General features: G+C 62.6%; 21 protein-coding genes. 13 read left to right on the plus strand and 8 right to left on the minus strand.

Annotated elements, in window-relative coordinates:
• Window positions 1-14: 14 nt before the first annotated feature.
• Entirely contained in the window at window positions 15-2,339 is a 2,325-nt protein-coding gene (locus PHI64_RS08100) for a hydantoinase B/oxoprolinase family protein (protein ID WP_299881310.1), read from the minus strand.
• 11 nt (window positions 2,340-2,350) lie between these two features.
• A complete protein-coding gene (locus PHI64_RS08105) occupies window positions 2,351-4,498 on the minus strand; it encodes a hydantoinase/oxoprolinase family protein (protein ID WP_299881313.1) in 2,148 nt (715 codons plus the stop codon).
• 407 nt (window positions 4,499-4,905) lie between these two features.
• Here PHI64_RS08105 and PHI64_RS08110 point away from each other — a divergent pair, with 407 nt between their 5' ends.
• Entirely contained in the window at window positions 4,906-6,846 is a 1,941-nt protein-coding gene (locus PHI64_RS08110) for a sigma-54-dependent Fis family transcriptional regulator (protein WP_299881316.1), read from the plus strand.
• A 19-nt stretch (window positions 6,847-6,865) separates the two neighbouring features.
• Here PHI64_RS08110 and PHI64_RS08115 read toward each other — a convergent pair whose 3' ends face one another.
• Complete coding sequence (locus PHI64_RS08115) at window positions 6,866-8,182, minus strand: hypothetical protein (protein WP_299881319.1); 1,317 nt, start codon at window positions 8,180-8,182, stop codon at window positions 6,866-6,868.
• Between the two features lie 50 nt (window positions 8,183-8,232).
• Entirely contained in the window at window positions 8,233-8,742 is a 510-nt protein-coding gene (locus PHI64_RS08120; protein WP_299881321.1) for a nucleoside deaminase, read from the minus strand.
• Window positions 8,743-8,905: 163 nt separating this feature from the next.
• On the opposite strand from PHI64_RS08120, the gene PHI64_RS08125 reads away from it, so the two are divergent.
• The 3 genes from PHI64_RS08125 to PHI64_RS08135 all read left to right on the plus strand — a co-directional run bounded on the left by PHI64_RS08125 (window position 8,906) and on the right by PHI64_RS08135 (window position 12,290).
• A complete protein-coding gene (locus tag PHI64_RS08125) occupies window positions 8,906-9,985 on the plus strand; it encodes a BMP family ABC transporter substrate-binding protein (protein WP_299881324.1) in 1,080 nt (359 codons plus the stop codon).
• A 103-nt stretch (window positions 9,986-10,088) separates the two neighbouring features.
• Window positions 10,089-11,123 carry an adenosine deaminase gene (locus tag PHI64_RS08130; RefSeq protein WP_299881327.1) on the plus strand — a complete coding sequence of 345 codons (1,035 nt, stop codon included), beginning with the start codon at window positions 10,089-10,091 and terminating at the stop codon, window positions 11,121-11,123.
• A 279-nt stretch (window positions 11,124-11,402) separates the two neighbouring features.
• Entirely contained in the window at window positions 11,403-12,290 is an 888-nt protein-coding gene (locus tag PHI64_RS08135) for an AraC family transcriptional regulator (RefSeq protein ID WP_299881330.1), read from the plus strand.
• 116 nt (window positions 12,291-12,406) lie between these two features.
• Here the strand turns inward: PHI64_RS08135 and PHI64_RS08140 are convergent, their stop codons facing one another.
• From PHI64_RS08140 to PHI64_RS08150, 3 genes are all read right to left on the minus strand, one after another.
• Complete coding sequence (locus PHI64_RS08140; RefSeq protein WP_299881333.1) at window positions 12,407-13,447, minus strand: alpha/beta fold hydrolase; 1,041 nt, start codon at window positions 13,445-13,447, stop codon at window positions 12,407-12,409.
• Window positions 13,448-13,510: 63 nt separating this feature from the next.
• Window positions 13,511-14,278 carry a glucose 1-dehydrogenase gene (locus PHI64_RS08145; RefSeq protein ID WP_299881336.1) on the minus strand — a complete coding sequence of 256 codons (768 nt, stop codon included), beginning with the start codon at window positions 14,276-14,278 and terminating at the stop codon, window positions 13,511-13,513.
• Between the two features lie 17 nt (window positions 14,279-14,295).
• Entirely contained in the window at window positions 14,296-15,939 is a 1,644-nt protein-coding gene (locus PHI64_RS08150; protein ID WP_299881338.1) for an NAD(P)/FAD-dependent oxidoreductase, read from the minus strand.
• 485 nt (window positions 15,940-16,424) lie between these two features.
• On the opposite strand from PHI64_RS08150, the gene PHI64_RS08155 reads away from it, so the two are divergent.
• The 4 genes from PHI64_RS08155 (at window position 16,425) to PHI64_RS08170 (ending at window position 20,190) form a co-directional block, all read left to right on the plus strand.
• The gene (locus tag PHI64_RS08155; protein ID WP_299881341.1) at window positions 16,425-17,279 is read left to right on the plus strand and encodes a transporter; all 855 of its coding nucleotides are present in this window, start codon (window positions 16,425-16,427) and stop codon (window positions 17,277-17,279) included.
• A gap of 61 nt (window positions 17,280-17,340) precedes the next feature.
• On the plus strand, window positions 17,341-18,351 hold the full coding sequence (locus PHI64_RS08160; RefSeq protein ID WP_299881345.1) for an AraC family transcriptional regulator: 1,011 nt from the start codon (window positions 17,341-17,343) through the stop codon (window positions 18,349-18,351).
• A gap of 105 nt (window positions 18,352-18,456) precedes the next feature.
• Window positions 18,457-19,467 (plus strand): PHB depolymerase family esterase, encoded by a 1,011-nt coding sequence (locus PHI64_RS08165; RefSeq protein ID WP_299881348.1) that lies wholly within the window; start codon window positions 18,457-18,459, stop codon window positions 19,465-19,467.
• A 102-nt stretch (window positions 19,468-19,569) separates the two neighbouring features.
• Complete coding sequence (locus PHI64_RS08170; protein ID WP_299881350.1) at window positions 19,570-20,190, plus strand: hypothetical protein; 621 nt, start codon at window positions 19,570-19,572, stop codon at window positions 20,188-20,190.
• A 7-nt stretch (window positions 20,191-20,197) separates the two neighbouring features.
• Here the strand turns inward: PHI64_RS08170 and PHI64_RS08175 are convergent, their stop codons facing one another.
• Complete coding sequence (locus PHI64_RS08175) at window positions 20,198-20,377, minus strand: hypothetical protein (RefSeq protein WP_299881353.1); 180 nt, start codon at window positions 20,375-20,377, stop codon at window positions 20,198-20,200.
• A 42-nt stretch (window positions 20,378-20,419) separates the two neighbouring features.
• On the opposite strand from PHI64_RS08175, the gene PHI64_RS08180 reads away from it, so the two are divergent.
• From PHI64_RS08180 to PHI64_RS08200, 5 genes are all read left to right on the plus strand, one after another.
• Window positions 20,420-20,833 (plus strand): hypothetical protein, encoded by a 414-nt coding sequence (locus PHI64_RS08180; RefSeq protein ID WP_299881356.1) that lies wholly within the window; start codon window positions 20,420-20,422, stop codon window positions 20,831-20,833.
• Between the two features lie 1,276 nt (window positions 20,834-22,109).
• Window positions 22,110-22,571, plus strand: a complete 462-nt coding sequence (locus tag PHI64_RS08185) for a hypothetical protein (protein WP_299881359.1) — start codon at window positions 22,110-22,112, stop codon at window positions 22,569-22,571.
• Window positions 22,572-22,673: 102 nt separating this feature from the next.
• On the plus strand, window positions 22,674-23,030 hold the full coding sequence (locus PHI64_RS08190) for a hypothetical protein (RefSeq protein WP_299881362.1): 357 nt from the start codon (window positions 22,674-22,676) through the stop codon (window positions 23,028-23,030).
• A gap of 16 nt (window positions 23,031-23,046) precedes the next feature.
• On the plus strand, window positions 23,047-23,238 hold the full coding sequence (locus tag PHI64_RS08195; protein WP_299881364.1) for a hypothetical protein: 192 nt from the start codon (window positions 23,047-23,049) through the stop codon (window positions 23,236-23,238).
• A gap of 783 nt (window positions 23,239-24,021) precedes the next feature.
• On the plus strand, window positions 24,022-24,687 hold the full coding sequence (locus PHI64_RS08200) for a hypothetical protein (protein ID WP_299881367.1): 666 nt from the start codon (window positions 24,022-24,024) through the stop codon (window positions 24,685-24,687).
• Window positions 24,688-25,487 lie beyond the last annotated feature (800 nt).

The raw sequence follows: 25,487 nt of genomic DNA on the forward strand, positions 1-25,487 counted from the left end.
GGTGGGGCGGGCGGTCATTCTTCGACCTGAACGACAGTGGTGACGTCGGGCATCAGCGAGAGGTCCATGCGGTGCTTGGCGCCGTAGGTCGGCACGCCCAGCTCTTCCTCCCGCACCAGCCAGTCGGCCGGCAGGTTCCAGAAGTCCTTGAACTGCTTGGTGAACTTCTCGGACAGGGCAAAGCTGGTGGCGAACATGTGCTGCACCTGCACGGCGGCGTGCTTGTTGAGGATGCGTTCGCGCTCTTCCTTCATCCACTCGCGGGTCGGCAGGGCGCGGGCCAGGCGTTCCTTGCGGATCTCGGCACGGCGGGCCTGGGTGCGGGCCGGATCGACCGTGAACACGCCCTTGGCGTCCTGGGAGAACACCGCGCCATAGACCTTCTGGGCGTACTCGGGCAGCAGGAACTTCTGGTTGAGGTCGTTCTCGATGGCCTTCGGCTCCCGGTCGATGGGGTCGCCAAAGCCGGGGCCGCCGCGCAGGTAGTTGAGGTAGAGGTCGTGGTTGTCGTAGCAGTCTTCTGTGGTGATGCACTGCTTGTCGCGCTTGACCACGGCGGTGGCGTCCAGGTGGCGCTCGTAGTCCGGGCGGGACGGGTCGAGGTCGCCGCCCAGGGGCAGGGAATCGCCGATGGCGATGCGCTCCTTGAGACCGGTCTTGTGGGCTTCGAAGCGGTAGCCGGTGGCCGAGGGGTAGCCGCCCATCATGCCCCAGTCACTGTTCATGAAGCCGTTGCCCATGAAGAACATGGTCCAGTCCTGGGCGTTCCACACCATGCGCAGGGTCTCGAAGCCGCAGCCGCCCCGGTACTTGCCGTAGCCGCCGGAGTTGGCCTTGACGTTGCGGCCGAGGTAGAGCAGCGGCTCGGCCATCTCCCAGATCTCGATGTCGCCCATGTCGCCTTCGGGGTTCCAGATGGCGGCGGCGTGGTTGAGGCCGTCCTTGACGGCGCAGGCACCGGTGCCGCAGGAGCTGGCCTCGAAGCTGTTCACCGCGTGGATCTCGCCGTCCTGGTTGATGCCGCCGCCCTGCAGCCAGTTGGAGGTGTTGGCGTTGCCGGCGTTGACCTCCTCCAGGTAGCCGCGGCTGAAGTAGGACTGGCCGAGGCCGCGCCACAGGGCGGACCAGCCGGAGACCAGGAAGTGCCAGGCATAGGCGTGGCCGGTGCGACGGTCGTCCGGGTTGCACCAGGTGCCCTTGGGCAGGCGGAACTCGGTGGCGTAGTAGGCGCCGTCGTTGATGCGCTGGGTGGGGACCAGGGTCTGGCACATCATCACCCAGATGCCCGAGGTGAAGGCCACCTGGTGGGCGTTGAAGGTGTGCCAGCCCCAGCGGCTGGCGCCCTCGAAGTCGAGCCGCCACTTGCCGTCGGGCTTGATGGTCATCTCGCAGGGCGAGTGCATGATCGAGTCGAGCTTGGCGAAGGCGTTGGAGACCTGCACGTCGTCGTGCTTGTAGGGCACATCGACGAAGGACACCTTGCGGTACTTGCCGGGCAGGGTCATGGCCTTGATGCGGCTCATCAGGCCGCGGCGGCCTTCCTCGATGACCTCGTGGGAGAACTTCATGTAGGCGTCGAGGCCGTCGGCGCGGATCACGTCCTCCACCAGCTCGCGGATCATGTGGCAGCCGGCGATGCGGGTCTTCTCGTCGAGAATCCAGTACTTGGGGGTGCGGACCGAGCGCTGGGATTCGTGCAGCCAGTCGCGCAGGGGCTCGTCATTCACGCCGGTCTTGCGGCAGGTGATCATGTAGCCGTCGCCGAAGCGCTGGGTCTGGCCGGTGGACATGGAGCCCGGGGTCACCGAGCCGGTGTCGATGACGTGGGTGACGCCGCCGACCCAGCCGATCAACTTGCCTTCCCAGAAGATCGGCACGATGGTGGCGATGTCGCAGGGGTGGACGTTGCCGATGGCGCAGTCGTTGGTGGTGAACATGTCACCGGGGTTGATCGTCGGGTTGGCCTCCCAGTTGTTCTCGATCATGTACTTGATCGCCGCGCCCATGGTGCCGACGTGGATGATGATGCCGGTGGAGGTCAGGACGCAGTCGCCGGCGGCGTTGTAGAGGGTGAAGCAGAGTTCGCCCTCCTGCTCGACGATGGGGCTGGCGGCGATTTTCTTGGCGGTTTCACGGGCATGCACCAGGCCGCCGCGCAGCTTGGAGAAGAGCTTTTCGTAGCCGATCGGGTCGCTGTCGCGCAGCTCCAGTTTCTCCAGCCCGTTGTAGTAGCCGCTCGCCTGGGTGCGCTCGATGATGGCGTCGCGGTGCTGCTTGAGGGTCAGGCCGCTGGACAGCAGGTTACCGACGCCGATTTCCTTGTTGCTCATCATGTTCATGATTGGTCTCCTCACTTCACTTCTTTGAGATGGAACAGGCGGTGCTTGTCGATGGTGGTTTCAAAGCCATCGGGCACGACGAAGGTGGTGGCATCGGATTCGATGATGGCGGGGCCGGTGATGTGGTTGCCGGCTTTCAGCGCTTCCATCTTCCACAGGGTGGCTTCGACCCACTGCTTGTGGCGGTAGAAGGGACGGGTGCCGAGGAAGGCCTCTTGTGGTGGCGTCGGGCCGGCGTCCGGGTCTTCGGGCAGCACCGGCTTCTGGGTCACGACCATGCCGCGCAGGATGGCGCCAGTGATCGAGAAGCCCAGCTCCGGCGAACGGGCGGAGCTGGCATACACGCGGCCGTAGGTGGTCTCGAAGCTGTCGACGATCTTGTCCCAGTCGGCGGCGGTGCCCGCGCTGCTCACCGGGGAGACGATCTCCAGGTCGTTGAGCTGGCCCATGTACTGCATCTTGTAGCCGGGGATCAGCAGCACATCCTCGGCCTTGAAGCCGTTATTGACGAACTCGTCGATGACCTTGACCGCCAGCTCCTCCCACGCGGCCTGCAGGGTGGTGCAGGCCGCGGCCTTCTGGGCGTCGGGGGCGAACTGGGCGACGCCCAGGTCCACCGACTTGTCGTAGCGGTACTCGAAATCGGCGCAGGCGCAGCCGAAGGCCGAGAAGCCCGCAGCCCAGGCAGGCACCACCACGTCCTTGAAGCCGACGCCTTCGGTGTAACCGTAGGTGTGTACCGGGCCGGCGCCGCCGTAGGAGAAGCAGGTGAACTCGGCGGGGTTGTAGCCCTTGGCGCTGATGTTGGCGCGCAGGTATTCCGACAGGGTCAGGTCGAGCAGTTCGATGACGCCGGCTGCGGCGTCTTCCACCGACAGGCCCAGCGGGTCGGCGATCTGCACCTTGATGTGGTCGCGGGCGCGCTGTACGTCCAGCTTGATGGCGCCACCCAGGAAATTGTTGGGGTTGAGGTAGCCCAGCACCACGTGGCAGTCGGACACCGACACCGTGTCCAGCCCGCTCTCCGGCCAGCAGGTGCCGACCCGGTAGCCGGCGGAGTCGGGGCCGAGCTTGATCGACTTGCTGTAGGGGTCGAGGCGCACGAAGCTGCCCGCGCCGGCACCCACCGAATCCATCGCCACCAGGGGCAGGGACAGCACCAGGCGGGCCATGTCGGGGTCGGACTTGATGGCGAAGCTGCCCTTGGTGATCAGGGCCACGTCGAAGCTGGTGCCGCCGATGTCCGAGCAGGCGATGTTCTCGTCGCCCAGATATTCACCCAGCAGCTTGGAGCCGATCACGCCGCCGATGGGGCCGGAGACGATGGTGCGGGCCAGCTCCTTGGCCTTCCAGCTGATGGTGCCGCCGTGGGTGGCCATGACCCGCAGGTCGAACTTGGCGCCGTGCTTCTTGAAGCGGTCGCTGACCTTCTTCAGGGTCTGGCGGGAGGGTTCGGCGCCGTAGGCCTCCAGGATGGTGGTGTTCATCCGGTGGCTTTCCTTGCGCGAGGGGTAGTAGTCCACCGACGCGAACACCGGGATGTCGGACTTCAAGCGCTTCAGCTCCTCCCGCACGACGTCCCGGGCGCGCTGCTCGCTGGCTTCGTTCTTGTGGGACTGCAGCAGGCAGATCACGATGGCCTGGGAGCCGGCTTCGACCAGCTCGCGGGTGGCCTGGCGTACCTCGTCCTCACGCAGGGGGATCACGATGCGTCCCTGCACGTCGGTGCGTTCGGTGACGCCGCGGGTGCGCGACACCGGCACCAGCGGCTCGTCGTAGCGGTGGGTGTTGAGGTGGATGCGGTCTTCCAGGGCGTAGCCCAGGTAGCTCTGCAGGGCGCGGCCCATGGAGTGGAGCTGTTCGAAGCCGCGGTTGCAGATCAGGCCGACGTCGAGGCCCTTGCGCATGAGAATGCGGTTGAGCATGGCCGTTCCGGAATAGACGCAGGTGACCAGTTCCGGGTAGACCTCATCCACCTCGCGGCCCCAGTGGGTGAGGGCATCCACCGACGAGTTGTAGATGGCGAGGGATTCGTCGCCCGGATTGCTTTGCGCCTTGCCGACCACGAAGCGCCCATCGGCGCGGACGAAGAAGGTGTCGGTCATCGTGCCGCCGGCATCGATTCCCATCACCTGTACGTTTGACTGCTGGCTTTCCATGTTTGCCTCCTGTCATTGGTGTGTTGTGGTGAGTGAGCCCACACAGACCTCATGGCAAGGGGCGGGCCAGCCCGCCGAAAAAACTTCATTCCGGCAAAATTTGCCTATGAATCATCGGTTTGGAAAGAAGGTGCGGCCGGGGGCCGCTGTCCGGCGAAGGCGGGAAAAATGTCCTGGATCCTGACGGATTTCCAGGAGTGTCCGGAATCCGGACACTCCAAGTTGCTTTTGTTGCGGCGCACAAGCCATTGATATAAAAGGACTTTTATTGACATTTCAAATGCTGGCGGCTACGGTTACGTTTCGGTAAACCCATTCCTCCATCGCAGGTATTCAGGCGTCAGCCATCAAGCAACGTGACTCCCAACAGCAATTTCCTGATTCCGCGTACCACTGACGAGCAGGTCGTGGCCAGTTCTTGGGAGCGCTTCCTGCTGAACCGCCCCCTGCCCGGTAGCAGCGTGCGCAGCGTCGTCCTCGACTCCTGGCGACGCAGCCGTTCGGAGGCCGTGGACCCGGCCTGCGGTGGTGCTCCGGCGGCCAGCGGCGATCAGGTCCGCCTGCTGCGCGAGAGTGCGTGTGACCTCTACGAGGCGGCGCGTCCGGTGCTCGAGAACCTGCGCGGAATCCTGCGGGAGTCGGGCACTCTGATCATGCTCAGCGACCCCAGTGGCATCATCCTTGATCTCAACGGCGAGTCCCGCGCGCGCAACGCTGGTGAGCAGATCAATCTGGCGCCCGGCGGTTGCTGGAGCGAGGAGCGGATCGGCACCAATGCCATCGGCACCGCCATCGCTACCCACGAGCCGGTGCAGATCTACGCCAGCGAGCACTACTGCATCGACGTCAAGCAATGGACCTGCGCCGCCGCGCCCATCCTCGACCCGCTGGGCAGGACCCTGCTTGGTGTGGTTGACGTTTCGGGCGTCAAGGAGACCTTTCATGGTCATACGCTGGGTTTGGTGATCTCTGCCGCCAAACAGATCGAGGGGGTTTTGGCGCGGCGTGATGCGGAAGCCCACGGCCGCCTGCTGCAGCATGCGATGGATGGCTTCAGCCGGCATGGTAATGACTGCGTGGTGCTGTTTGACCATCGTGGCCGGATCGTGAAGACCAGCGGAAGCATGCAGCAGGCCCGCGAGATGTATGGTGTGCGCCTGCCCTTCGAAGCCGGCAGTCAGGTGCCGGCGCTCAATCTGGGCCTTTCGTCCGATGATCGCCGTCGCTGCGCTCCGGGCTGGCTGCGCCCGGAGTGGTTGTATCCGGTTTCGTCCCGCGATGGGGAACTCGGCACCCTGCTGGCCATCCCCCTGGGCGTCCCGAGACATCAGACGGTCAGCATGCCGGCACTCAATGGGCAGGGGCAACCGGAGCCGGACGTGTTTGCCGAGATCATCGGTACCAGCACGGCGATCGTCACGGCAAAGGCCCGGGCACGGCGCATCGCCCCCCTTGATCTGCCGGTCCTGCTGCTCGGCGAGACCGGTGCCGGCAAGGAGGTCTTTGCCCGGGCCATCCACAAGGCCAGCAGCAAGCCCGAAGGCCCTTTCATCGCCGTCAATTGTGGCGCCCTGACCCGGGAACTGCTGGCCAGCGAACTTTTTGGCTACAGCGAGGGGGCTTTTACCGGTGCCCGCCGCGGTGGCTTGCCCGGCAAGTTCGAGCAGGCCGACGGCGGTACGCTGTTTCTCGATGAAATCGGAGAAATGCCCCTCGACATGCAGCCTCACCTGCTGCGCGTGCTGCAGGACGGGGTGGTGGTGCGCCTGGGGGATACCCGGGAGCGCAAGGTCGCGGTGCGCATCATCGCCGCCACCAACCGTGACTTGCAGACGGATGCCGGCGTCGGGCGCTTCCGGGAAGATCTATTTCACCGGCTGTGCGTCGTCAGCCTCAATCTGCCGCCGCTGCGCGAGCGCCCCGATGACATCGACGGCATCATCGCCCACCTCAACCAGCGCTTTGCCGAGAAGTACGGGTGCCCACAAAAAAACCTGGCGCCCGAGCTTTTGTGTCACCTGCTGCGCTATCGCTGGCCGGGCAACATCCGTGAATTGCAGAACGTCTTCGAGGCCATGTTTGCACTCAGCGACGGTCAGCACATCGACGGCAGCTTGTTGCCGCCGCATATCGCCGCGGCTTCGATGAATGTGGTGCTGGCCGGGGGCGAGGTGACGCCGGCGATGGCGGCCGGCCGTCTGGCCGAAATGGAGCGGGCGGCCATTTGCGCCGCCGTTTCCGATGCCCGTGGCAATCTGTCGATGGCGGCACGCAACCTGGGCATTTCGCGCAGCACGCTCTACGTGAAGCTGGCGGCGATGCGCAAGCCGCCGCCAGCCGCCGCCTGAGGCGAGCGCCGCCAGCCGTTCAGGCGTGGAGCTGGTTGAGCTGGCGGGCGATGATGTCGTGGTTGAGCCACAGCACCGGGCCGGCCGGGGCGGAGGTTTCGCGCAACATCAGCGGGCCGGTGGCTTCGAGCACCAGGCTGCTGAGCAGGTCGGTGATGAGGGCCTTGCGGTCGGCGTGCATCTGCACGATGTCGTCTGAAATGCCGATCATCAAGTCGGCCAGGGCCTGGCTGTTGGGCATGGGCCAGGCGGGGAAGTCGCGGAAGCCCTGCATCACCTCGCTGCCATGGAAGGCATCCACCTTGGCCAGCACCTCTTCCACGCTGTGGCCGTCGGCCAGCAGCGCGTTGCAGGCCTGCCACTGGGCCTCGGCCCAGGCGCCGCCGTTTTCCTTTCTGAGGGCGTAGAGCAGGGAGATCAGCGGCAGCTCGACGCCGACGAAGATGTCGGAGGAGTTGGTGCGGATCTCCGGGCAGTTATACACCGTGGCCTTGATGCCCTGCGCCCAGGCGTTCCGGGCGATGTCTTCCAGGCGCATCTTGGCCTTGCCCTGGGTGTAGCTGGTGTAGGTCTGCCACTGGTAGCGGCCGTCGATGAGGATCTCGGTGCCGTGGTAGCCGTAGGCCGAGTAGCGCACCTGGCCGCCGGAGGCTTCGATGCGCTGGCGCAGGGCGGCGCTGCCCTCGATGAGGTACTGGAAGCTGTTGGCCGAGACTTCGTCGAAGTTTTGCAGGATGAGCTTGCCCAGGTCGCTGTCGAGGAGAACCTGGGACGACAGGAAGCGCTCGCCCTTGCCCTTGTAGACGCGGTTGGCGATGGCCAGGAAGACCTTGGCCTTGGGGATGCCGCCGGCCATGGTGTGGGCGAAGTAGACATTGCGGCCGTCGGCGATCATGCCTTCCAGTTTGGCCATTACCTGGGCCACGGCGTCCTTGAAGCGCTGGATGCCGACCTGGCGGCATTTCTCGATGTGGGCCCAGTCGAGCTTGTCTTCGGTCCAGGTCTTGAGGGTCAGGGCGCCCAGGAGTTCGGTGGGGGTGGGTTCGCCGGCGGGGGCGTCGAGATCGAAGCCGGCCATCAGCGGCACGTTGATGATGGTGCCCCCCAGCCCGGCCTCGGCGGCGGCCAGCTCTTCGTCGTTGAGGGGGCGCAGGGCATTGTTCTCATCGCGTCGGCCGACGGTGATGCCGATGATCTCCATGCCCGCCTGGCGGGCTTCATGGACGAGGCCGCTGGCGTAGCCTCGCCCGAAAAGTTCACCGAACAGCACGAACACGTCGCCCTTGCGGAAGATGTGGGTCTGCGGGAGTTGCGTCACGGAGGTCAGGCTGGTCATAGGGGAGGGCGCAGGGACGAGCCTGCCAGGCAAAAATGGAAGCCGGGATTCTACTCGGCAAGTCCGCTGTGTGGCGTCCAGAAGCCGGCATGGACGGCGGCGGCTTCAGCCTCCAGGGCCGGCCCGATCACCTCGATGCGGCGTTGCCCGCGGGCGAACACCTCCCGGCAGGGCAGGGAGAAGGTGGGGTTCTCCGGGTGATCGCCGGTGAGGCCCAGCAGCGCGTGCTCCGACAGGGCATACACCACCCGCCCGATGCCGCACCAGTAGATCGCCCCGGCGCACATGGCGCAGGGCTCGGCGCTGCTGTAGAGGGTGGCGCCGGCCAGCACCTCGGGGGGCAGGTGGCGGGCGGCCAGGGCGGCGGCCACCAGCTCCGCGTGGCGGGTCGGGTCGCCTTCCGGCGGCAGGGAATCGTTGCCCGCCTCGGCGATGATGCGCCCTTCGGCATCCACCACCAGGGCGGCGAAGGGGTGTTTGCCCTTGTCCCGCACCTGGCGGGAGAGGGCGATGGCGTGGCGCAGGAAGTGTTCGTCCCGGGGGCTGGGCAGGTGGGGCATGGCGGCGTCTCGCAGGGAAGGGTGCGGGGATTATCGGGGCTCGACCCCGGTAGTCTTGTGCCCCTCGCCATATACCGTTCATAACGGAACCGGGATGGGTTGCGGCGGTGCTTGCCGCTACAGTGGGGCCACGAACTTCAACTGCTGACCCATGGAGAACCCCATGTCCCTGTCCCGATTCAAGACCGCCGCCGTCGCCGGCCTGGTGACCCTGGGGCTCGCCACCCAGGCAGTGGCTGCCGACCCCGCCAAGATCGGCTTTGTGTACATCGGCCCGACCGGTGATCACGGCTGGACCTACGCCCATGACCAGGGCCGCAAGGCGGTGGAGGCCAATTTCGGCGACAAGGTGAAGACCACCTTCGTCGAGAACGTGCCTGAAACAGCGGACGCCGAGCGCGTCTTCCGCGACCTGGCCCAGCAGGGCTACAAGATGATCTTCGCCACCTCCTTCGGCTACATGAACCAGCAGGTCAAGGTAGCCAAGGCCTTCCTCAACACCAAGTTCATGCACGCCACCGGTTACAAGACCGCCCCCAACCTGGGTGTGTATGACGTACGTACCTACGAGGGCGCCTACATGCTGGGCGTGGTGGCCGGCAAGATGAGCAAGAGCGGCAAGCTCGGCGTGGTGGCGTCCATCCCCATCCCCGAGGTGATCCGCAACATCAACGCCTTTACCCTGGGCGCCCGCAGCGTCAACCCCAAGGCCACCACCCGCGCCATCTGGGTGAACAGCTGGTTCGACCCGGGCAAGGAGCGTGAGGCCGCTCTGACCCTGATCGCCCAGGGCTCCGACGTGCTGATGCAGAACACCGACTCGCCGGCCGTGGTCCAGGCCGCCCAGGAGAAGGGTGTGCTGGCCTTCGGCTGGGATTCGGACATGAGCAAGTTCGGCGGCAAGGCCCACCTGGCGGCCTCGGTGCTGCACTGGGGCGTGATCTACAACAAGGTTGTCGGAGAAGTGCTGGACGGCACCTGGAAGACCGGCGACATCTGGTGGGGCGTGAAGGAAGGCGCGGTGAACATCGAAGCCTTCGGCCCCACCGTGCCGGCCGACGTGAAGAAGCTCGCCGAAGAGCGCCGCGACGCCATCAAGAGCGGCAAGCTGCACCCCTTCACCGGCCCGATCAAGGCCCAGGACGGCAAGGAAGTGCTGGCCGCGGCCAAGACCATGGGCGACCCCGAATTGCGCAAGATGAACTTCTATGTGGAAGGCGTCGAAGGCGCCATTCCCAAGTAAGCCCTGTTTCTCCTCGCAAAGTGGCACTTGGGCGCGGCCTCGGCTGCGCCCTTTTTATTTGGCATCTAAGATGCGGGTATTCCGCAGCCCCCCGGGAGACACCATGACCGCACCCGCCCCCCTCGACATCGCCCTCGGCATGCCCAAGGCCGAACTCCACGTGCATATCGAAGGCACCCTGGAGCCCGACCTGGCCTTCGCCCTGGCGCGCCGCAACGGTATCACCCTGCCTTACCCCGACGAAGCCGCCCTGCGCGCCGCCTACGCCTTCGACAGCCTGCAGAGCTTTCTCGACCTGTACTACGCCTGCGCCGACGTGCTGCGCACCCGGGAAGACTTCTACGACCTGATGCTGGCCTACCTCAAGCGCGCCGCCGCCGACAAGGTGATCCACGTCGAGGTCTTCTTCGACCCGCAGACCCACACCGCCCGCGGCATCCCCTTTACTACCGTACTTGAGGGCCTGGAGGATGGGCTCGCCGAGGGGCGGGCACGCTACGGCATCTCCGGCCGGCTGATCCTGTGCTTCCTGCGCCACCTCAGCGAGGACGAATGCCTGGCCTGCCTGGACGAGGCCGAACCCTGGCTGGAGCGCATCCATGGTTTTGGTCTGGACTCCTCCGAAAAGGGCCACCCGCCATCCAAGTTCGCCCGCCTGTTCGCCCGCTGCCGTGCCCTTGGCAAGCCGGTGGTGGCCCACGCCGGGGAGGAAGGTCCGCCGGAATACATCACCGAAGCCCTCGACCTCCTGGGCGCGGTGCGCATCGACCACGGCGTGCGCGCCACCGACGACCCCGCCGTGCTGGCCCGCCTGGCCCGGGACGGCATCCCCCTGACCGTCTGCCCCCTCTCCAACACCCGCCTGTGCGTGTTCGGGAAGATGAGCGACCACAGCCTGCCCCAACTGCTGGCGGCTGGTGCCAAGGTCACCCTCAACAGCGACGACCCCGCCTACTTCGGCGGCTACCTCAACGCCAACCTCCGTGCCGTCCAGGACGCCTTCCACTTCGACGCCCCCACCTGGTACCGCCTGGCCCGCAACAGCTTTGAAGCCAGCTTCGCCAGCGACGCCGAAAAGGCCGGCTGGATCGCCCGGCTGGACGCGTATTTCAAGGCCACGGGCGCTGCGACAGGCTGAAGTCCGGCCAGCGCAGGCGGCGCCGGGCGGCAAGGCCATCAAGTCTATGGTGAAAGGTGGACGTCCATCCGGGACATCACATGGCTTTGGGGACTACGTGCTGCATGTGGGTCGTCAGGCATCGTCACATGGTGAGGGCCAACAAGGTAGCCAAGCGGGGAAGTGACGGAAGTTAATCAGACAACTTTATTAATCAATTCAAAGATTCTTGTATTCTAGGCGTCCGTCGATTTCGGTACGGTCTGTTCCACGTACTTTCTGTTCCAGACGAGTCGTCCGATGCCTACGCTCATTACACCGCGAGATCTTCCTACCTGGGTGCCGGGGCAGATTGTTTCTGCCAGCGATGGGCTGGGCTGGAAGGATGTGGGGCACCGGGCCTATCTCTATACCGGGCTCGATGTGCCGATCCCGCCGATGGATCACTACATGGTGGTGCGCTACCGCAGCGGCCAGACCCCGATGGACCGTCGGGTGGAGGGGCGGTGGACACGCAAGCGCTGTATGCCAGGGGACTTCTCCCTTCTCACCCGCTCCGAGCAGTCCCACTGGCACTGGACGGAGTGCATCAACGTCACCCATACCTACCTCTCCGAGGCCCTGATGGCCCGGGTGGCCACCGACATCACGGATCGGCCCATTTCCGAGGTGCGCCTGCATGATGTGTTGCAGGCGCAAGATCCGGTGGTGACGGGCATTGTCGATGCCATCACCACCGAGGCGGAGTATCGGGGGATCGGGGGTGGTCTGTACGCCGAATCCCTGGCGATCCAGCTGGCGGTGAACCTTTTCCGAAAATATGCCCGGATCAGCTTCCGTGACGATGTGCCGCCGGGGCCTTTGCCCTTGAGCCGCATGCGTCGCCTGGACGAGTACCTGGATGCGCATCTCCACGAGGGTGTCACCATCGAGCAGATGGCCGATACCGTGGGGCTGGGGGTATGGACCTTCTCGCGGCATTTCCGGGCCACCACAGGGCTGTCGCCCTACGATTACGTCACCCGGCGCCGTCTGGAGCGGGCGGTTCGCCTGTTGTCGACGGGGAGCCAGGCCATCAAGGAGGTGGCGGTCATGTGTGGCTTTGCCGACCAGGCGCACCTGACGCGGATGATGCGTGGGCGCATGGGCACCACGCCGGCGCGTCTGCGCAAGGAAGGGTCGGCCTGAGAGGCCCATGGGGCAGGCAAAAAGAGGGCGCACCAGCTGGCTCTGATGCGCCCGGGAAGGAAGGTGACTGACATGCGCCGCCCGGAGGCAGCGCAGTCATACGCTTCCGGAGGAGCTTAGGCGGCGAGCAGGGTCCGCAGATTCGCGTCCAGTTCGGCCACGGCGTTGGCATCGGTGCCGAACAGGGCGAGGTGTCCGTCCATGCTGGTGATCGGGCGGAATTCACTGCCCGGTATCAATTGCTGTTCAGCCAGACAGTCGCTGGGCGGGAAGAACATGTCGTGGCTGATGGGCATCACAAAGGTCTTTGCCTTGATGCGCCCCAGCGCCTGGGTCAGGTCGCCACCCGTGTGACGGCTCACGTCGCCGCGCTGCCATTTCCACGCCATGCACAGCAGGTTGTTGGGGTCCATGGGGCCGAAGTAGCCGGTCATGAACTGATCGACGAAGGCGTCCATGTTCTCGAAGCCCAGTACCCGATGGCGGCCGCCGCGGAAGAACTCGGTGCTCCAGCCCATTACCGTCCACAACTTGGCATGGCGACGCAGGCCGGCGGCGACCTCGGCTGAATCGGCATAGGTACCGCCCCGGAAGCCCGGATCGGTGGTGATGGCCTCCATCAGGGTGTCGGCAAAGACAAAGTCGTGCTCGGTATTGCGGGCGGTGCCGGCGATGGGGGCTGCCCGCTCGACCATGTCCGGGTAGCGTACGGCCCATTCGTAGGTTTGCTGGGCGCCCATCGAGCCCCCCACCACCAGGGCCAGCCGCTGAATGCCGAAATGCTCGGTGATCAGGCGGTGCTGGGCGCGGACGTCGTCACCGATGCGCACGCGGGGAAACTTCGGGCCGGCGATCGGGGCGGGGGCGTTGCTCGGTGAGAGGGACAGCCCGTTGCCGATCTGGTTGACCACGATGATGAAGTAGCGCGCCGGGTCGAGGGCTTTGCCAGGGCCGATATAGACCTGCTCCATGATCTTGCTGGTGCCCGAGTACCAGGTCGGGACGAGGATGGCATTGTCCCTGGCAGCATTGAGCTGCCCATGGGTGGCGACGGCCAGGGTGCAGTCGTCCAGCACGCCGCCTTCCTCCAGTTCCAGCCGACCGATGCTGATGGTCTTGAAGGGGCCGTGGATGTCCTGGGTGTAATAGGTGTTCATTCTTGTGTCTCCTCCGGGGGTGGGCTGGCCGTCCGGTGACGGCCAGCCCTGGGGTGGGGTTGCTCAGCGGGCGGTGTAGCCGCCATCGATGACCAGCTCGGCGCCGGTCACCCAGCGGGCTTCGTCCGAGGCCAGATACACGGCGCCCCAGGCGATGTCGTCGGGAGTGCCGGTGCCGCCCAGGGGATGCAGGGCATCCAGATGGGCTTTGGCGGCGTCGTGGGCCAGCCCGTTGTCGTGGACGTAGCGGTCTACCAGCGGGGTGAACACGAAGCCGGGGTGAATCGAATTTACGCGGATGCGCTCGCTGGCATAGAGCAGAGCGTCGTTCTTGGTCATGGTCCGCACGGCACCCTTGGCGGCGTGATAGGGCGGAATGTCGCCGCCGCCAACGATCCCGTAAATCGACGAGATGTTGATGATCGAGCCGCTGCCGGCCTTCCGCAGATGGGGAATCACGTGCTTGGTGCACAGGAAGACCGCGGTCACATCCACGGCCATCACCCGGTTCCATTCGGCCAGGCTGAGCTGGTCGGTGGGCGTGTTCTCCCCCTCGATACCGGCGTTATTGACCAGCACGTCGATACGCCCGAAGTGGGCGGCGGTGGCCCGCATGGCCTCCCTGACCCGCTCTTCGTCGGTCACGTCGCCCTGTATGAAAAGCGCCTTGCCGCCGGCGCTACAGATGCTATCCGCCACCGCCTGACCCTGGGTGTCACGGTCGAGAATGACGACCGCTGCACCTTCTTCGGCCATGCGCCGGGTGATGGCCAGGCCAAGGCCGCTGCTCCCGCCGGTGATGACGGCGGTCTTTCCGGAAAGTCGATTCATGGTGCTCTCCTTTCTGTTCAGCGCATGGCGAAGCCGGGGTAGCCCTTGCTGGCCAGGTCGTCGCATTGGCTGTTGTAGTTGCCCACACCGCCGATGTACGAGAGCAGGCGACGGGGTTTGCCGTCCACGTTGGAGCCCATGTACCAGGAGTCGGTCTTGACAACGAGGGTCTTGGCGGCGGTTTCGTCGTGGTGCTGCACCCAGTTGTCCTCGAACTCCTTGGTGGCTTCAATCACCTTCTTGCCATGCTTGCGGGCGTAGATGATGCAGTCGGTGATCCAGTCCACCTGTTGTTGCAGGCAGGTGGTCATGTTGCACAGGGCTGCTGACGGGGCCAGCGGCGCGCCGGTGGTGAACAGGTTGGGATAGCCATGCACCTGCAGGCCCATGGCGGTGCGGATCTCCTGGCTCCATTGGTCCTTGAGGGAGCGGCCGTCACGGCCGCGGAAGTCGATGCGGGTGAGGGCGCCGGAGCCGGCATCGAAGCCCAGGGCGAGGATGATCACGTCCACTTCGTGCACCTTGCCGTCGGCGGTTTGCAGGCCTTCGGGAACGACCCGCTCGATGGGCACGGTGCTGCAATCCACGGCCTCCACGTTGGGTTGCAGGTACACCTCCAGGTACTTGTTCTCCAGGGGCACGCGGTGGGTACCGAAGCCGTACTCCGTGGGGATCAGCAGATCACACAGGTCTTTCCGGTTCTGCAGGCGCTCACGCATCTTGGCGCGGACGAACTTCGACACCTCCTCGCTGACCTCCTCATCCACGAACATCTCGGGGAAGGAGGCGAGCCACAGGGCCAGGGAGCCGTCGTTCCACAGGCGCTCCAGCACTTCGGTACGCTCTTCCGGCGTCTTCTCGGCCCAGGGGCCGGCGTCGAAGTCGTAGTCGAAGCCGGCAAACGTCGAGCGGACCCGCTTCTTCAGCTCGTGGAAGCGCGAGCCCCACTTCTCCCAATCCTCCCGCGAGTACTTGGGGTTGTGCATGGGGATGACGTACTGGGGCGTGCGCACGAAGATCTTCATGGAGCCGACGTCGGGTGCGATGGTCTGGATCACCTGGATGCCGGTGGCGCCGGTACCGACCACGGCAACCCGCTTGCCCTTCAGATCCACCGGTTCCTTGGGCCACAGGCCGGTGATGTAGAGCTCGCCCTTGAATGAAGCCTGGCCGGGGAAGCGTTCCACGATGGGGGCGGACAGCATGCCGCAGCAGGCGATCAAGAACTGGGTGGTCAGCTGCTCACCGTCCGCAGTAGTGACCCGCCACAGGTCGGCCTGCTCGTCATAGTGAGCCGAGGTGATCCGGGTGTTGAACTGGATGTCCTTTCTCAGATCGAGCTTGTCGGCCACGTGATTGAGCCAGCGCTCGGTTTCGGGCTGGGCCGGAAAGCGCTCCGACGGCTGCCAGGATTTGTACAGTTCCTCGGAGAACCAGTACTGGTAGATCTCGGCCTGGGAGTCGAAGCGCGCGCCGGGATAGCGGTTCCAGTACCAGGTGCCGCCCACGCCGGTGCCGGTTTCGAAGGCCCGCACCTTCATTCCCAGCTCCCGCAGGCGGTGCAACTGGTAGAGGCCGGCAACGCCAGCACCGATCACGAGGGCATCGAAATCCGGTGCTGCGGTCTGCTTGGCTGCGTTCTGGTTTTGTGTGGTGCTCATATCGTCTCCTTCACATTCTTGTGCTGTGGGGTTGCCCCTTGGCCGGGGCTTCTGTGTTGGCACGGGCCGGTGTCTCACTTGAGGCACTGGGGTCGTGTTGCGAAAGAATTTAGGGGTGGAGCCGACGGTGCATCTTGTCGATCCTTGGCGTTCTTTTGAATGAACCGTGAAAGCGCCATTCCTTTTTTGGGGCGCTATTCGGCCATCAACTAAATTTCCATTCGGTCAAGGCACTGGCCCGATTGGGGGAATAGAAAAATGCCGTTTCGGGACAGGTCGCTGCCGGATTGGAACCGGCATTCCGGGCCATTCACGGCAGATTTGCCGCCGGGCGTTCGAGCGCATCAGACCGAATGCGCGGCCCCACCCAAAGGAGACCTTTGATGATTGGACAATCAATGCAGGCACTCGCCCGCAAATGCCCGGACACCGGCCCCCAAAACCGCCGTGTGGGCAGGCGGCCAGGTGGAAAGCCTGTTGCAGACATGTTGGCCGCAGTAGCCGTCACGTTTGCATCACAACAAGCGTGTGCCGTCAGCGTGGATGCCGGAGACTACGACTACGTGCCGGCCGGCACCCGGCTCGGCCTGCTCTACTACCAGTATTCAAGTGGTGACACCCTTTATGCCGGGGGGCACAGGGTTTCCGACAATGCGGGCGTGCGCGCCCAGGTGGGAATTCTGAGGGCGGTCAAGTACGTGGACATTGGCGGGATCACCGTTGCGCCCCAGTTCCTGCTGCCCTTCGGGTCCGTCCAGACGGCCGGCGATCTCGGGGGCGCCAGCGTGCGCAATGGTGTGGGTGACCTGATCCTGGCCAGCACCGTGTTTCTCTACAAGGATGAGCGTCGGCGCGTACTGGGGGTGACGCCCTGGTTGTGGCTGCCCACCGGGCAGTACGACCGCCATCGCACCCTCAACCCCTTTGGGGAAAATCGCTGGAAGTTCGCGCTCCAGGCGGCGGGTGTGCTGCCCCTCGGGGAGTCATTTACCCTCGATCTGGTGGGGGACGTGCAGTTCTACGGCGACAACCGGGATTTCGGGCCCGGCAGCCAGACCTTGAGTCAGCGGCGCAGCTGGGATCTTCAGTCACATCTGCGCTATCACCTTTCTCCGGCCACAGCGTTCAGCGTCAGCCTGTCCCAGCTCAGCGGGGGGGAGACCGAAGTGGACGGGGTGGCGCAGAACGACCGCCAGCGTCGCAGCCGGGCATCAATCGGGGCGTCGCATTTTTTTGCGCCAGGCTGGCAGGTGCTGGGCTCCCTGGGCAAGGATCTCACGGTGGACAACGGCGTGCGTGAGGATGTGCGCGTCAATCTGCGTCTGCTGAACGTCTTCTGACACGGTTCCGGCCGGCACGGCCCTGCGGTCGGGGCCGGTCGTCCAGCGCGAGGAGAGCGCCATGGAGAGCTTGAGCGGTGCCTTGATCATGGATGCCGGCGGCGTCATGACCGACAGGCATCGGTTGATTGTTACCCGCGATTTTGACGAGTTGGAGGTCTTTACCCGGCGGGTGTATATGCCTTACCACGTTGCCCCCGGGGCCCGTTGCCTGGCTCCCGAAGCCGATTTGCACGCGGTGGCCGTCGGCCAGATGACTCTGAGCCGGTTTTCCTATGGCATCCCGGTGCATCTGTCCGACTTCTTCCAGCAGGCGGGCGTGGGTATGGTGCTCACCACCATCCGGGGTGCGGCCCGGCACTGGAGCTCGGCGCGCACGGCGGTGGAGACGGGCGTGGGTGAGAGCTTTCTGGTGGATACCAGCCGTACCGACTATCAGGCGTCCTTCAACGAGGATCACCTCCAGGTGAATGTCACCTTTCCCCATGACTGCCTGGAGCGGCTCTACCTGCGCTGGGCCGGTCACCCTGCCGATGCGCGCTTGTGGACCACCAAGCTCGCCATCGGTGGCCGGGCGTCGGCCTGGAATGCCCTGCTCGAATACTGCTGCCGCTGTGTGGCCGAGTTTCCCCGCCAGGTGGCGGAAGGTCCCCTGGGGCGGCATCTCGAGGAGATGCTGGGGATGCACATGCTGATGGAGTGGAGCGCCCGGGCGGGTGTGCAACCGCATCCTTCCACACCCGCGCCACGGCAGGTGCGGCAGGCCGAACACTACATGCGCGAGAACGCCCGGCAAGCGCCGACGGTGGGCGAAGTCGCCCAGGCGGTGGGCGTCAGTGTGCGGGGCTTGTCCTCGGCCTTCCGTCACTTTCGCCGCACAACGCCCATGGCCTTCCTGCGTGAGGTGCGCCTCGATGGGGTCCGGCGGGCCTTGATCGCCGCGCCCGAGGGGGCCACGGTGGCGTCCATCGCCGAGCAGTGGGGCTACGCCAATCTGGGCGCCTTTGCTGCCCGCTTCCGGGAGCGCTTTGGCGAATACCCCTCAGCGCTGCTACGCAGTTCCATGCGCTGAAAGGAGGCAGATCATCCCGCGGGCCTCCACTTCATTATGTTCATGGCGTGATATCGGTGATACTCACTCAAATCCCTGCCACATGCATGAAGTTGAGGGCTGTTCATGAAGTCCATTCATCGCCGGATCGCCCAGGCGGGCATCCTGTTTATCGCTAGCACGGCCGTCATCGCCCAGGACTCGGACCGGCCCAGCCTGCGCGAGCGGCTGCGGGAGCGCATCGAGCAGCGCCGTGAGCCGGCTGCCGTCGAGGCCGCGGCCGGGACCACCGAATACAGCCTGCGCCACGGCGGGCTGACGCGGAAGTACCTGCTGCATGTCCCGGCCCAGCGTGCGCCGGGCGCGCCCCTGCCCCTGGTCATCGCCCTTCACGGCGGCGGTGGCCACGCCGAATACATGGCCGATGACGCCCGCTACGGTTGGGTGAGCAAGGCCGACAAGGAGGGCTTTGCAGTGGCCTTCCCCAATGGCTACAGCAAGCTGCCCGGCGGCAGGTTTGCCACCTGGAACGCCGGCCAGTGCTGCGGCGACGCCCGGGACAAGAACATCGACGATGTGGGCTTCATCCGCGCCCTGGTGGCAGATGTGCGCAGCAGGCTGCCCATCGACCCGGCCCGCATCTTCGCCACCGGCATGTCCAACGGCGGCATGCTCAGCCACCGCCTGGCCTGCGACGCCGCCGACCTCTTCCGCGCCATTGCATCGGTGGCCGGCACCGATGCCACCACCACCTGCACCCCTTCCCGCGCCGTCTCCGTGCTGCACATCCACGCAAAGGACGACACCCACGTGCTCTTCAACGGCGGCGCCGGCCCGGACGCCTTCCGTGATCCGTCCAAAGTGTTCGAGTTTGTTTCGGTACCCGATACGCTGTCCCGCTGGGTGGCACGTGATCGCTGCAACCCCTCGCCACGCCGTACCCTGGACAAGCCAGGCGCCTACTGCGAGGTGTATTCCGGCTGCGCAGCGGATAGCCGCCTGCAGCTCTGTGTGACCGAACGCGGCGGCCATTCCTGGCCCGGCGCCGAGCGCGTACGCCGCGGCAAAGAGCCCGCATCCCAGGCCATCGACGCTACGGACGTGATCTGGGGGTTCTTTGCGGAGGCGGGGCACTGAGCGCGCACTGTCTGACGAAACGGCCTTCATGGGCCGGCCGCTCGATCTACGCTGGCACGCAATCTGCCTCCATCCCCACCGGGACCACACCGGAGGCCAGTCATGAACATCCAGCCCGTTGCCGCCACTTATTTTGCCCACGCCATGGAGCGGGCATCATCTTTGCGGCATATTTCGCCAGCTGCGCCGGCAGATTCTGCCGACCCGGTCCACATCTCCTCAGCCGCCCGGGCTGCCCTTGCCGCCGAGGGCGACGCCTCTGTCGAGGCAAAGCTGGCATCCATCCGCGCCCGTGGGCCCATCAACCGCAGCGAAGCCGATCAGGCCTACCTGTTCACCCACGACAAGCGCCTTGCCGAGATCGCCGCCCAGGGCAAGCCGCCCGAAAAGCTCACTGCGGACGAACTGGACTACATGCAAAAGGCCACCGGGATGGTGAACACCATGGCCAATCTCAGCCCGGCCGAAAAGGCGCTGTATGACAAAGCCGTGGCCAGCGGCAACACCGCCGCCGCGGCCGGCATCAGCCAGATTGCCCTGGTTCGCATGATGGGCAACACGGCAGGGGGCGCCGACGGGGCGACCTATGACCCCCTCAACACCGCCATCACGGCGGCCAACGTGGAGCGCTATTTCAGCCACAGCATCGTGGACCCGACGGGGCAGGCGAAGGCGGGGTTTACGGCCTTGATTGCATTTTTGAATGCAGAGCGGGTGGGGTGAGGCGCGCTTATCGATTTTTGAATATGCTCATGGCTTGGCGCGGCGCCGCGTTGTGGCGGCTTGATGTCCGCCGGGCGCCGCGATCGACAAATGTCTGGATTCCGGTGGCTCGTTTGATCGCCAGCTCGGAAAGTGCATTGCCGAATAGATCCGTATCGATTGCCGCATCCGGCGCCTTCAGATTCATGGCCCTAGTAGAGCTTCAACGACGCTTCGACACGCACTAACTTTGGCATTCATTCTCTTGGCAGGCGCCGCTCAGGCGCGCACCGCATTGCCCTCCGGGCCATTTCAGGGCGTCGAGCCGGACACGCTCTCGCCGGCACAGCGGGAGATCATCACCCAGGCCTCGGAGGACTTCGAGCGGGTATTGCAGGGTAGAAAACCCAAGAACGCAGTGTTTGATGAGCAGGCCCCCCTCCCCGCCGATGGCGGCACCCTGTTCTACACCGGTAAGGGATACCGCCTGACCGTCATCAAGAGCCTGTCTTCATTCGGCAACACAGGCGAGGGGCTGCAGGGCTATGTATATGGCCCGGTGCTCTCCTTTCCCAAGTCCTTTGCCCCCGGAAACATGTCGGAAGTCGTCAGCCTGCGTTTCTATACGAACCAGCAGCTTCAGACGCTGACCGGGGGTGAGTAGCGGGTGGTGGTGCGGGAGATTCCTGCAGGGGTGATGGAGTCTTGCCGGGCGGGGATTGCCCGTCAGGTTCTCCCAAACCTCTGTAGCTGGGTACGCCCCGCCTGGTCGAGTGAACCAGTTCATAGGAGAACGGCGGGGAAGGTGTGAGTATCGACATGACTTTGGGGTAGCAGGCGGATGCAGGAGAGGTAGACGACAAGATGGGCGATGAGGCAAATATGAGGGTCTTTGGATTCAATGGCTTGAAGGCGTATGGCGTCTTAGGCGACAGTCGTGTAAGACGCCGGAGGCGTCAAATGTCGTCTACTTCACGTTAGATGCCATGCCACACCACTGCTGCGACCAAATGCGAAAGCAAATTGACAACAAATGCACTGAGCATTCATCGCCCTATGAATGCCCTGATTGTCTGGTCGATTACTCTCCCGTGTTTAATGAATACGGACTAATCATTCATGATGGGGGCTCAAGTTCCATCTCCATAGAATGGTGTCCCTGGTGCGGGGCGCGGCTACCCGAATCGCTCCGTGACCGTTGGTTTGATGAGCTTGAATCACTCGGCTTCGACAACCCGTTCGAGCAGGACATTCCGCAGAAATACAGAACCAACGAGTGGTACAGCATCTAACATGGCGCTCAACCTCGCTCCCTTCGGTCGCTGGACTGCCGCAAGCGGCAACCGGTTAGCTCTACGTTAGGCCTATGAGTACCGGCTCTCTCAAATCATTTGACAAGTCTCTTAAAGCATACCTCGCTCCGCTGCTGGCCAAGAATGGGTTTTCAACGTCAGGCAACCGCCGGTATGTGCGGGCAGGAACGACTCCGGCTACAAAGGAGATAATTGAAATTCAGCTGGGACGCGGTAGGCTTCGAGGGTATTTCTGTGTCAATTTGTGCATTGAGCACCAAGCTGCCGGTATCAAATGCAGCGGCGTCAAATGGACTAAGTGTTTTCGTCTCGGCTCGTGGCCTCACTCGTTAAACAGAATTCCCCAGATCATCGCGTTCAGCCCCACACTATCATTGCTCTTGCCTGTATTCTGGGTCTCACTCTTTACTGATAGCTGGTGGCGCATACCCAAAAGCAGGACATATTTGCGCCTGATTATGTCAGATGTCACAAGTTTGATTTCGTCGAAAGGCCTTCGTTGGTTTGCCTCTCAGCATGCAAAAACATAGGTCTAACCCAGCGCTCAACCCCGTTCGCTTCGCTCTCTGGACGCTGCGCGATAAAGCCGCGCAGCGCCGGTTAGCTCTACGTTAGGCAACTCAAATCATGTCCACTGATGAACTGTATGCAGAGCTAAGAGGCGACATCGCCGCCGTTGCCAATCCGTTGTTCGACTTTTCGGAGCAGTGTCTTAAAAAGCGAGGCAATTTTCTTCCGCATGGCGCAGTGCTAGATGCGAACGGAAAAGTTGGGCTTGTTGCCGCTTCACCTGATCCAAACGGCCGCTCAAACTCCACAGAGGTTTTGCCTCTCTTGCACGAAGGGCTTCGCGCTCAAGCAAGGGAAAGAGAGTTGGTAGCTATTGGTATCGCCGAAAATGTCACGGTCACACCGCAAGGTCAGCCATCCACGGAAGCAATCAAAGTACTTTTTGAGCATAAGCGGGGGCTGGTTGTAGCGCTCTACCTTCCATTCAAAAAGAAATTCCTGCGCGGCTACTCATTCGGCCAAACGTTCACCGTTGTCACGACCGGAGAAGTCAATGCGTGGGCAGGCCCCGTTGCCTAACATCCCGGTCGAGGCGCGGCTTCGCCGCTGGGACGCTCCGCCGGCAAGCCGGCTACGCGCCCCTCACCTAGCACGTTGGGCATCAAAGCAGATTCAACCGCGATGAACTGGATCTCTAATCTCGTCGCCGAAGCCAACCGTGATTTGGTGTTCATGTGGCACATAACCTCTGGCCGTTTTTCTGCCCCAGCCGGAGTTGCGGCGCCATCGGAGAAAGAGATCGACGAGGCAATTTCAAGGTTAATTGAAATTGGGGCACGCGTTGGCTTCGGCGATCCCGATTCAGCGGAATTCACCAATCCACTGGAGATTCTCGCTAACGGCAAGCCTTGTGCATCAATCATTAGTGAGCTGCGCCACGCGAATCCTACGGAATACGAATTCCTGGTCTTTGCGGTTCGCAACCCTGCCGCCCAACCCTACGCTGCAGCGGACCGTCTTCGGCGTCTGCTGAGCTAAGACGTTAGAGATCACCATGAAACTCCTCCACTGGTTGGGAACCTTATTCGGTATCGCAGCAATGGCCACTTCACCCGCACAAGCCACTCCGCCAAAAAATGAACAGGCTGTCGTGGTTCATTTCGCCTACGGATCGAAAGACTTGACGAAACTACTCGCCCTCGAAGAAGAACTCGAAAAGGCAATACTTGCGGCGGGTGTTGGTTAATTTGATGGAAATGAAGTGAACGTAGACGGAAGCGATTGCTACCTTTACATGTATGGCCCAAGCGCCGACAGACTCTTTGCGGCAATAAAACCAATACTTGAAAAGGCTTCCTTTATGCGTGGCGCAAAAGCCAAGTTACGACTTGGCCCGCCACAAGCTAGCTCGCAGGAGAAGATCATTGTCATCAACCCCTAATATTCCGGTCAAGGCGCTCAAATGAACGCTTGTGCCAAATTGATCCCGATCTTACTCGCCTCAGCACTGCTTTCGGGATGTTACTTTGCGAATGGCACGGATTTGGGGCCACCTGCCTACATTCGGGTCGACTCTTCTGGAATGCGAACCTACATACTTCAGGGCGTATGGTGGCACACCGGAAATCTTCATTTTCCGTTCGACTTCACTGTTTATCGCTATCCGACTCAAATCGAGATCCATGCGGCCGCTGAGCCGTCGCGGCAGGATGCCGCAACCATCGAAATCTATAGATGTGGAAAACTCATGAGCCAGGTGAGAGGGTATATTCAAGCAAAGGACGATGTGCTCACGGTAAAAGTCGAATATCCGTGGCCAGAGAGTCGCCGTGGAACGGAATCGATTAACCTATCAGCTAGCATCTCCACACAAGACCCGCCGCCGTGGCAATGCAAGGGGGAGCTCATACCTAACGGTGGCGCAGTGAGGCCTAACCAGTCATTGCAGCCGACGTCCGGCTCGTCGCTTCGCTCCTCACCGGTCGCGTCTGAACTCCATCGTTAGGCTCTGATTGGTGATCCACCAGAAATGAACAACACCGACATTTGGTCAATTACAAGTGCGTTCCTAGTCTCTTTAGGCGGGGGGAGCGCAATAGTGATTGCACTATCTTCATGGCTTGGAAAGCTGTGGGCATCGCGAATTCTTGAGCAGGAAAAGAGCACGCTTCAACGTCAATATGCTGATTATCAAAATGAACTCAATAAGTCCCTCCATAAATACAATATCACCGCCACCCGCATTGATGCTCAGCGCGTTGAGGCAATTCGCGATCTCTATGGCGCATTGATCGGTTGGCACGAAGCCGCAATCCAAATTGTTACCCCAAACGATTTCACCAAAAAACCGCCAGAGCAAGCCCCTTATTTCTTGGCGAAATATGCAGTTTGGGCCAAGGAACTAAAGAAGCGTTCTGAAAAGCTTGAGCACGAAGCAATGAGAACTGCCATCTACTTCACTGAAGAGACCTATGGGCTCATCGCGAAATGCGGCTATACGGCAAGCATGATGTCTATTGAATTTGCAGAAGCTGCGATCAATGACCAAGAGCAAGGTTCATCGGCTCATCTTCAGCGAGTGGAGAAAAGTCGAGCCTCACTCACAGAAAAATATTCAACTGTATATGAACCTGCGCGTCGAGCTGTGGTCGATTTTTTTAGAAAATCTATCGACCCCACCAATGTCAACAGCTGAGTTCTTTATGCTGAAGCAACCCCGTGCCTTCGCTCCCCAGCCTAACTTTGCAGTCAACGCGGACGGCTTGCAGCCGCCGGTTACTTTGGTTCGTTAGACTGAAACAGGGAAACTGGAACGCCTTATGAAACAAGAACAACGACCGTTTAGCCTAATAAACGGGTATTCCTTCGTATTCGAACATCAAGGCCATTCTATAGAAGCATGGTTTAGTGCATTAACAGGTTTTGAAAAGGTTTACGTCGATGGCGCACTAGTTTCCTCTCAGCGAAGCCTAAGAACAGACACAAAAAACTCATTCACCATCGACGACAACAATTTTTCTACTTCGCTGACAGCAGTTAGCCTCATGAAGGGCCCGTTTGTTTGCACATTGAACAAGAACGGAGTGCCAATTTTAAGGCAACGCTTGGTATTTCCTGCCAGGTCTAAAACTTCGCCAATTGCTAGCCTTGTACTATTCATGTTGCTCGGTTTCTTCTTTAGCTTGGCGGGTGGATATTTTGGCTTTCCAACTTGGTCGATTTATTGTTTTATTGCTGCGGTTTGTGCTGTCGCCTTAGTCCGAGACAGACGGAAGATTAGGAGGCCGTTTATCGAGGAGGAGTCTTGTTTTTAAAAAACTTAGCCGGCCTGTTTCAATGTTGCTGGCAAGTTCAGTCTAACGAATAAGTGTCCGTACCGGCTGAATTTTGACCAGGTGTACCGGTTGAAATTTGACCAGGCCTGATAGCCGCTTGTCATTGGTGCGGCTGTGGATAAGTCTATCCCAGATTTCCTCCCTTTCTGAAGCGTTGTGG

Origin of the sequence: Zoogloea sp. (assembly GCF_028689785.1) — a bacterium.
Taxonomy (GTDB): Bacteria; Pseudomonadota; Gammaproteobacteria; order Burkholderiales; family Rhodocyclaceae; genus Zoogloea.

Excerpts from the sequence above, each read along its gene's own strand:
- PHI64_RS08100 (WP_299881310.1), bottom strand. The coding sequence starts at position 2,339 with ATGAACATGATGAGCAACAAGGAAATCGGCGTCGGTAACCTGCTGTCC.
- PHI64_RS08105 (WP_299881313.1), bottom strand. The coding sequence starts at position 4,498 with ATGGAAAGCCAGCAGTCAAACGTACAGGTGATGGGAATCGATGCCGGC.
- PHI64_RS08115 (WP_299881319.1), bottom strand. The coding sequence starts at position 8,182 with ATGACCAGCCTGACCTCCGTGACGCAACTCCCGCAGACCCACATCTTC.
- PHI64_RS08120 (WP_299881321.1), bottom strand. The coding sequence starts at position 8,742 with ATGCCCCACCTGCCCAGCCCCCGGGACGAACACTTCCTGCGCCACGCC.
- PHI64_RS08125 (WP_299881324.1), top strand. The coding sequence starts at position 8,906 with ATGTCCCTGTCCCGATTCAAGACCGCCGCCGTCGCCGGCCTGGTGACC.
- PHI64_RS08130 (WP_299881327.1), top strand. The coding sequence starts at position 10,089 with ATGACCGCACCCGCCCCCCTCGACATCGCCCTCGGCATGCCCAAGGCC.
- PHI64_RS08135 (WP_299881330.1), top strand. The coding sequence starts at position 11,403 with ATGCCTACGCTCATTACACCGCGAGATCTTCCTACCTGGGTGCCGGGG.
- PHI64_RS08140 (WP_299881333.1), bottom strand. The coding sequence starts at position 13,447 with ATGAACACCTATTACACCCAGGACATCCACGGCCCCTTCAAGACCATC.
- PHI64_RS08145 (WP_299881336.1), bottom strand. The coding sequence starts at position 14,278 with ATGAATCGACTTTCCGGAAAGACCGCCGTCATCACCGGCGGGAGCAGC.
- PHI64_RS08150 (WP_299881338.1), bottom strand. The coding sequence starts at position 15,939 with ATGAGCACCACACAAAACCAGAACGCAGCCAAGCAGACCGCAGCACCG.
- PHI64_RS08155 (WP_299881341.1), top strand. The coding sequence starts at position 16,425 with ATGTTGGCCGCAGTAGCCGTCACGTTTGCATCACAACAAGCGTGTGCC.
- PHI64_RS08160 (WP_299881345.1), top strand. The coding sequence starts at position 17,341 with ATGGAGAGCTTGAGCGGTGCCTTGATCATGGATGCCGGCGGCGTCATG.
- PHI64_RS08165 (WP_299881348.1), top strand. The coding sequence starts at position 18,457 with ATGAAGTCCATTCATCGCCGGATCGCCCAGGCGGGCATCCTGTTTATC.
- PHI64_RS08170 (WP_299881350.1), top strand. The coding sequence starts at position 19,570 with ATGAACATCCAGCCCGTTGCCGCCACTTATTTTGCCCACGCCATGGAG.
- PHI64_RS08175 (WP_299881353.1), bottom strand. The coding sequence starts at position 20,377 with ATGAATCTGAAGGCGCCGGATGCGGCAATCGATACGGATCTATTCGGC.
- PHI64_RS08185 (WP_299881359.1), top strand. The coding sequence starts at position 22,110 with ATGTCCACTGATGAACTGTATGCAGAGCTAAGAGGCGACATCGCCGCC.
- PHI64_RS08190 (WP_299881362.1), top strand. The coding sequence starts at position 22,674 with ATGAACTGGATCTCTAATCTCGTCGCCGAAGCCAACCGTGATTTGGTG.
- PHI64_RS08195 (WP_299881364.1), top strand. The coding sequence starts at position 23,047 with ATGAAACTCCTCCACTGGTTGGGAACCTTATTCGGTATCGCAGCAATG.
- PHI64_RS08200 (WP_299881367.1), top strand. The coding sequence starts at position 24,022 with ATGAACAACACCGACATTTGGTCAATTACAAGTGCGTTCCTAGTCTCT.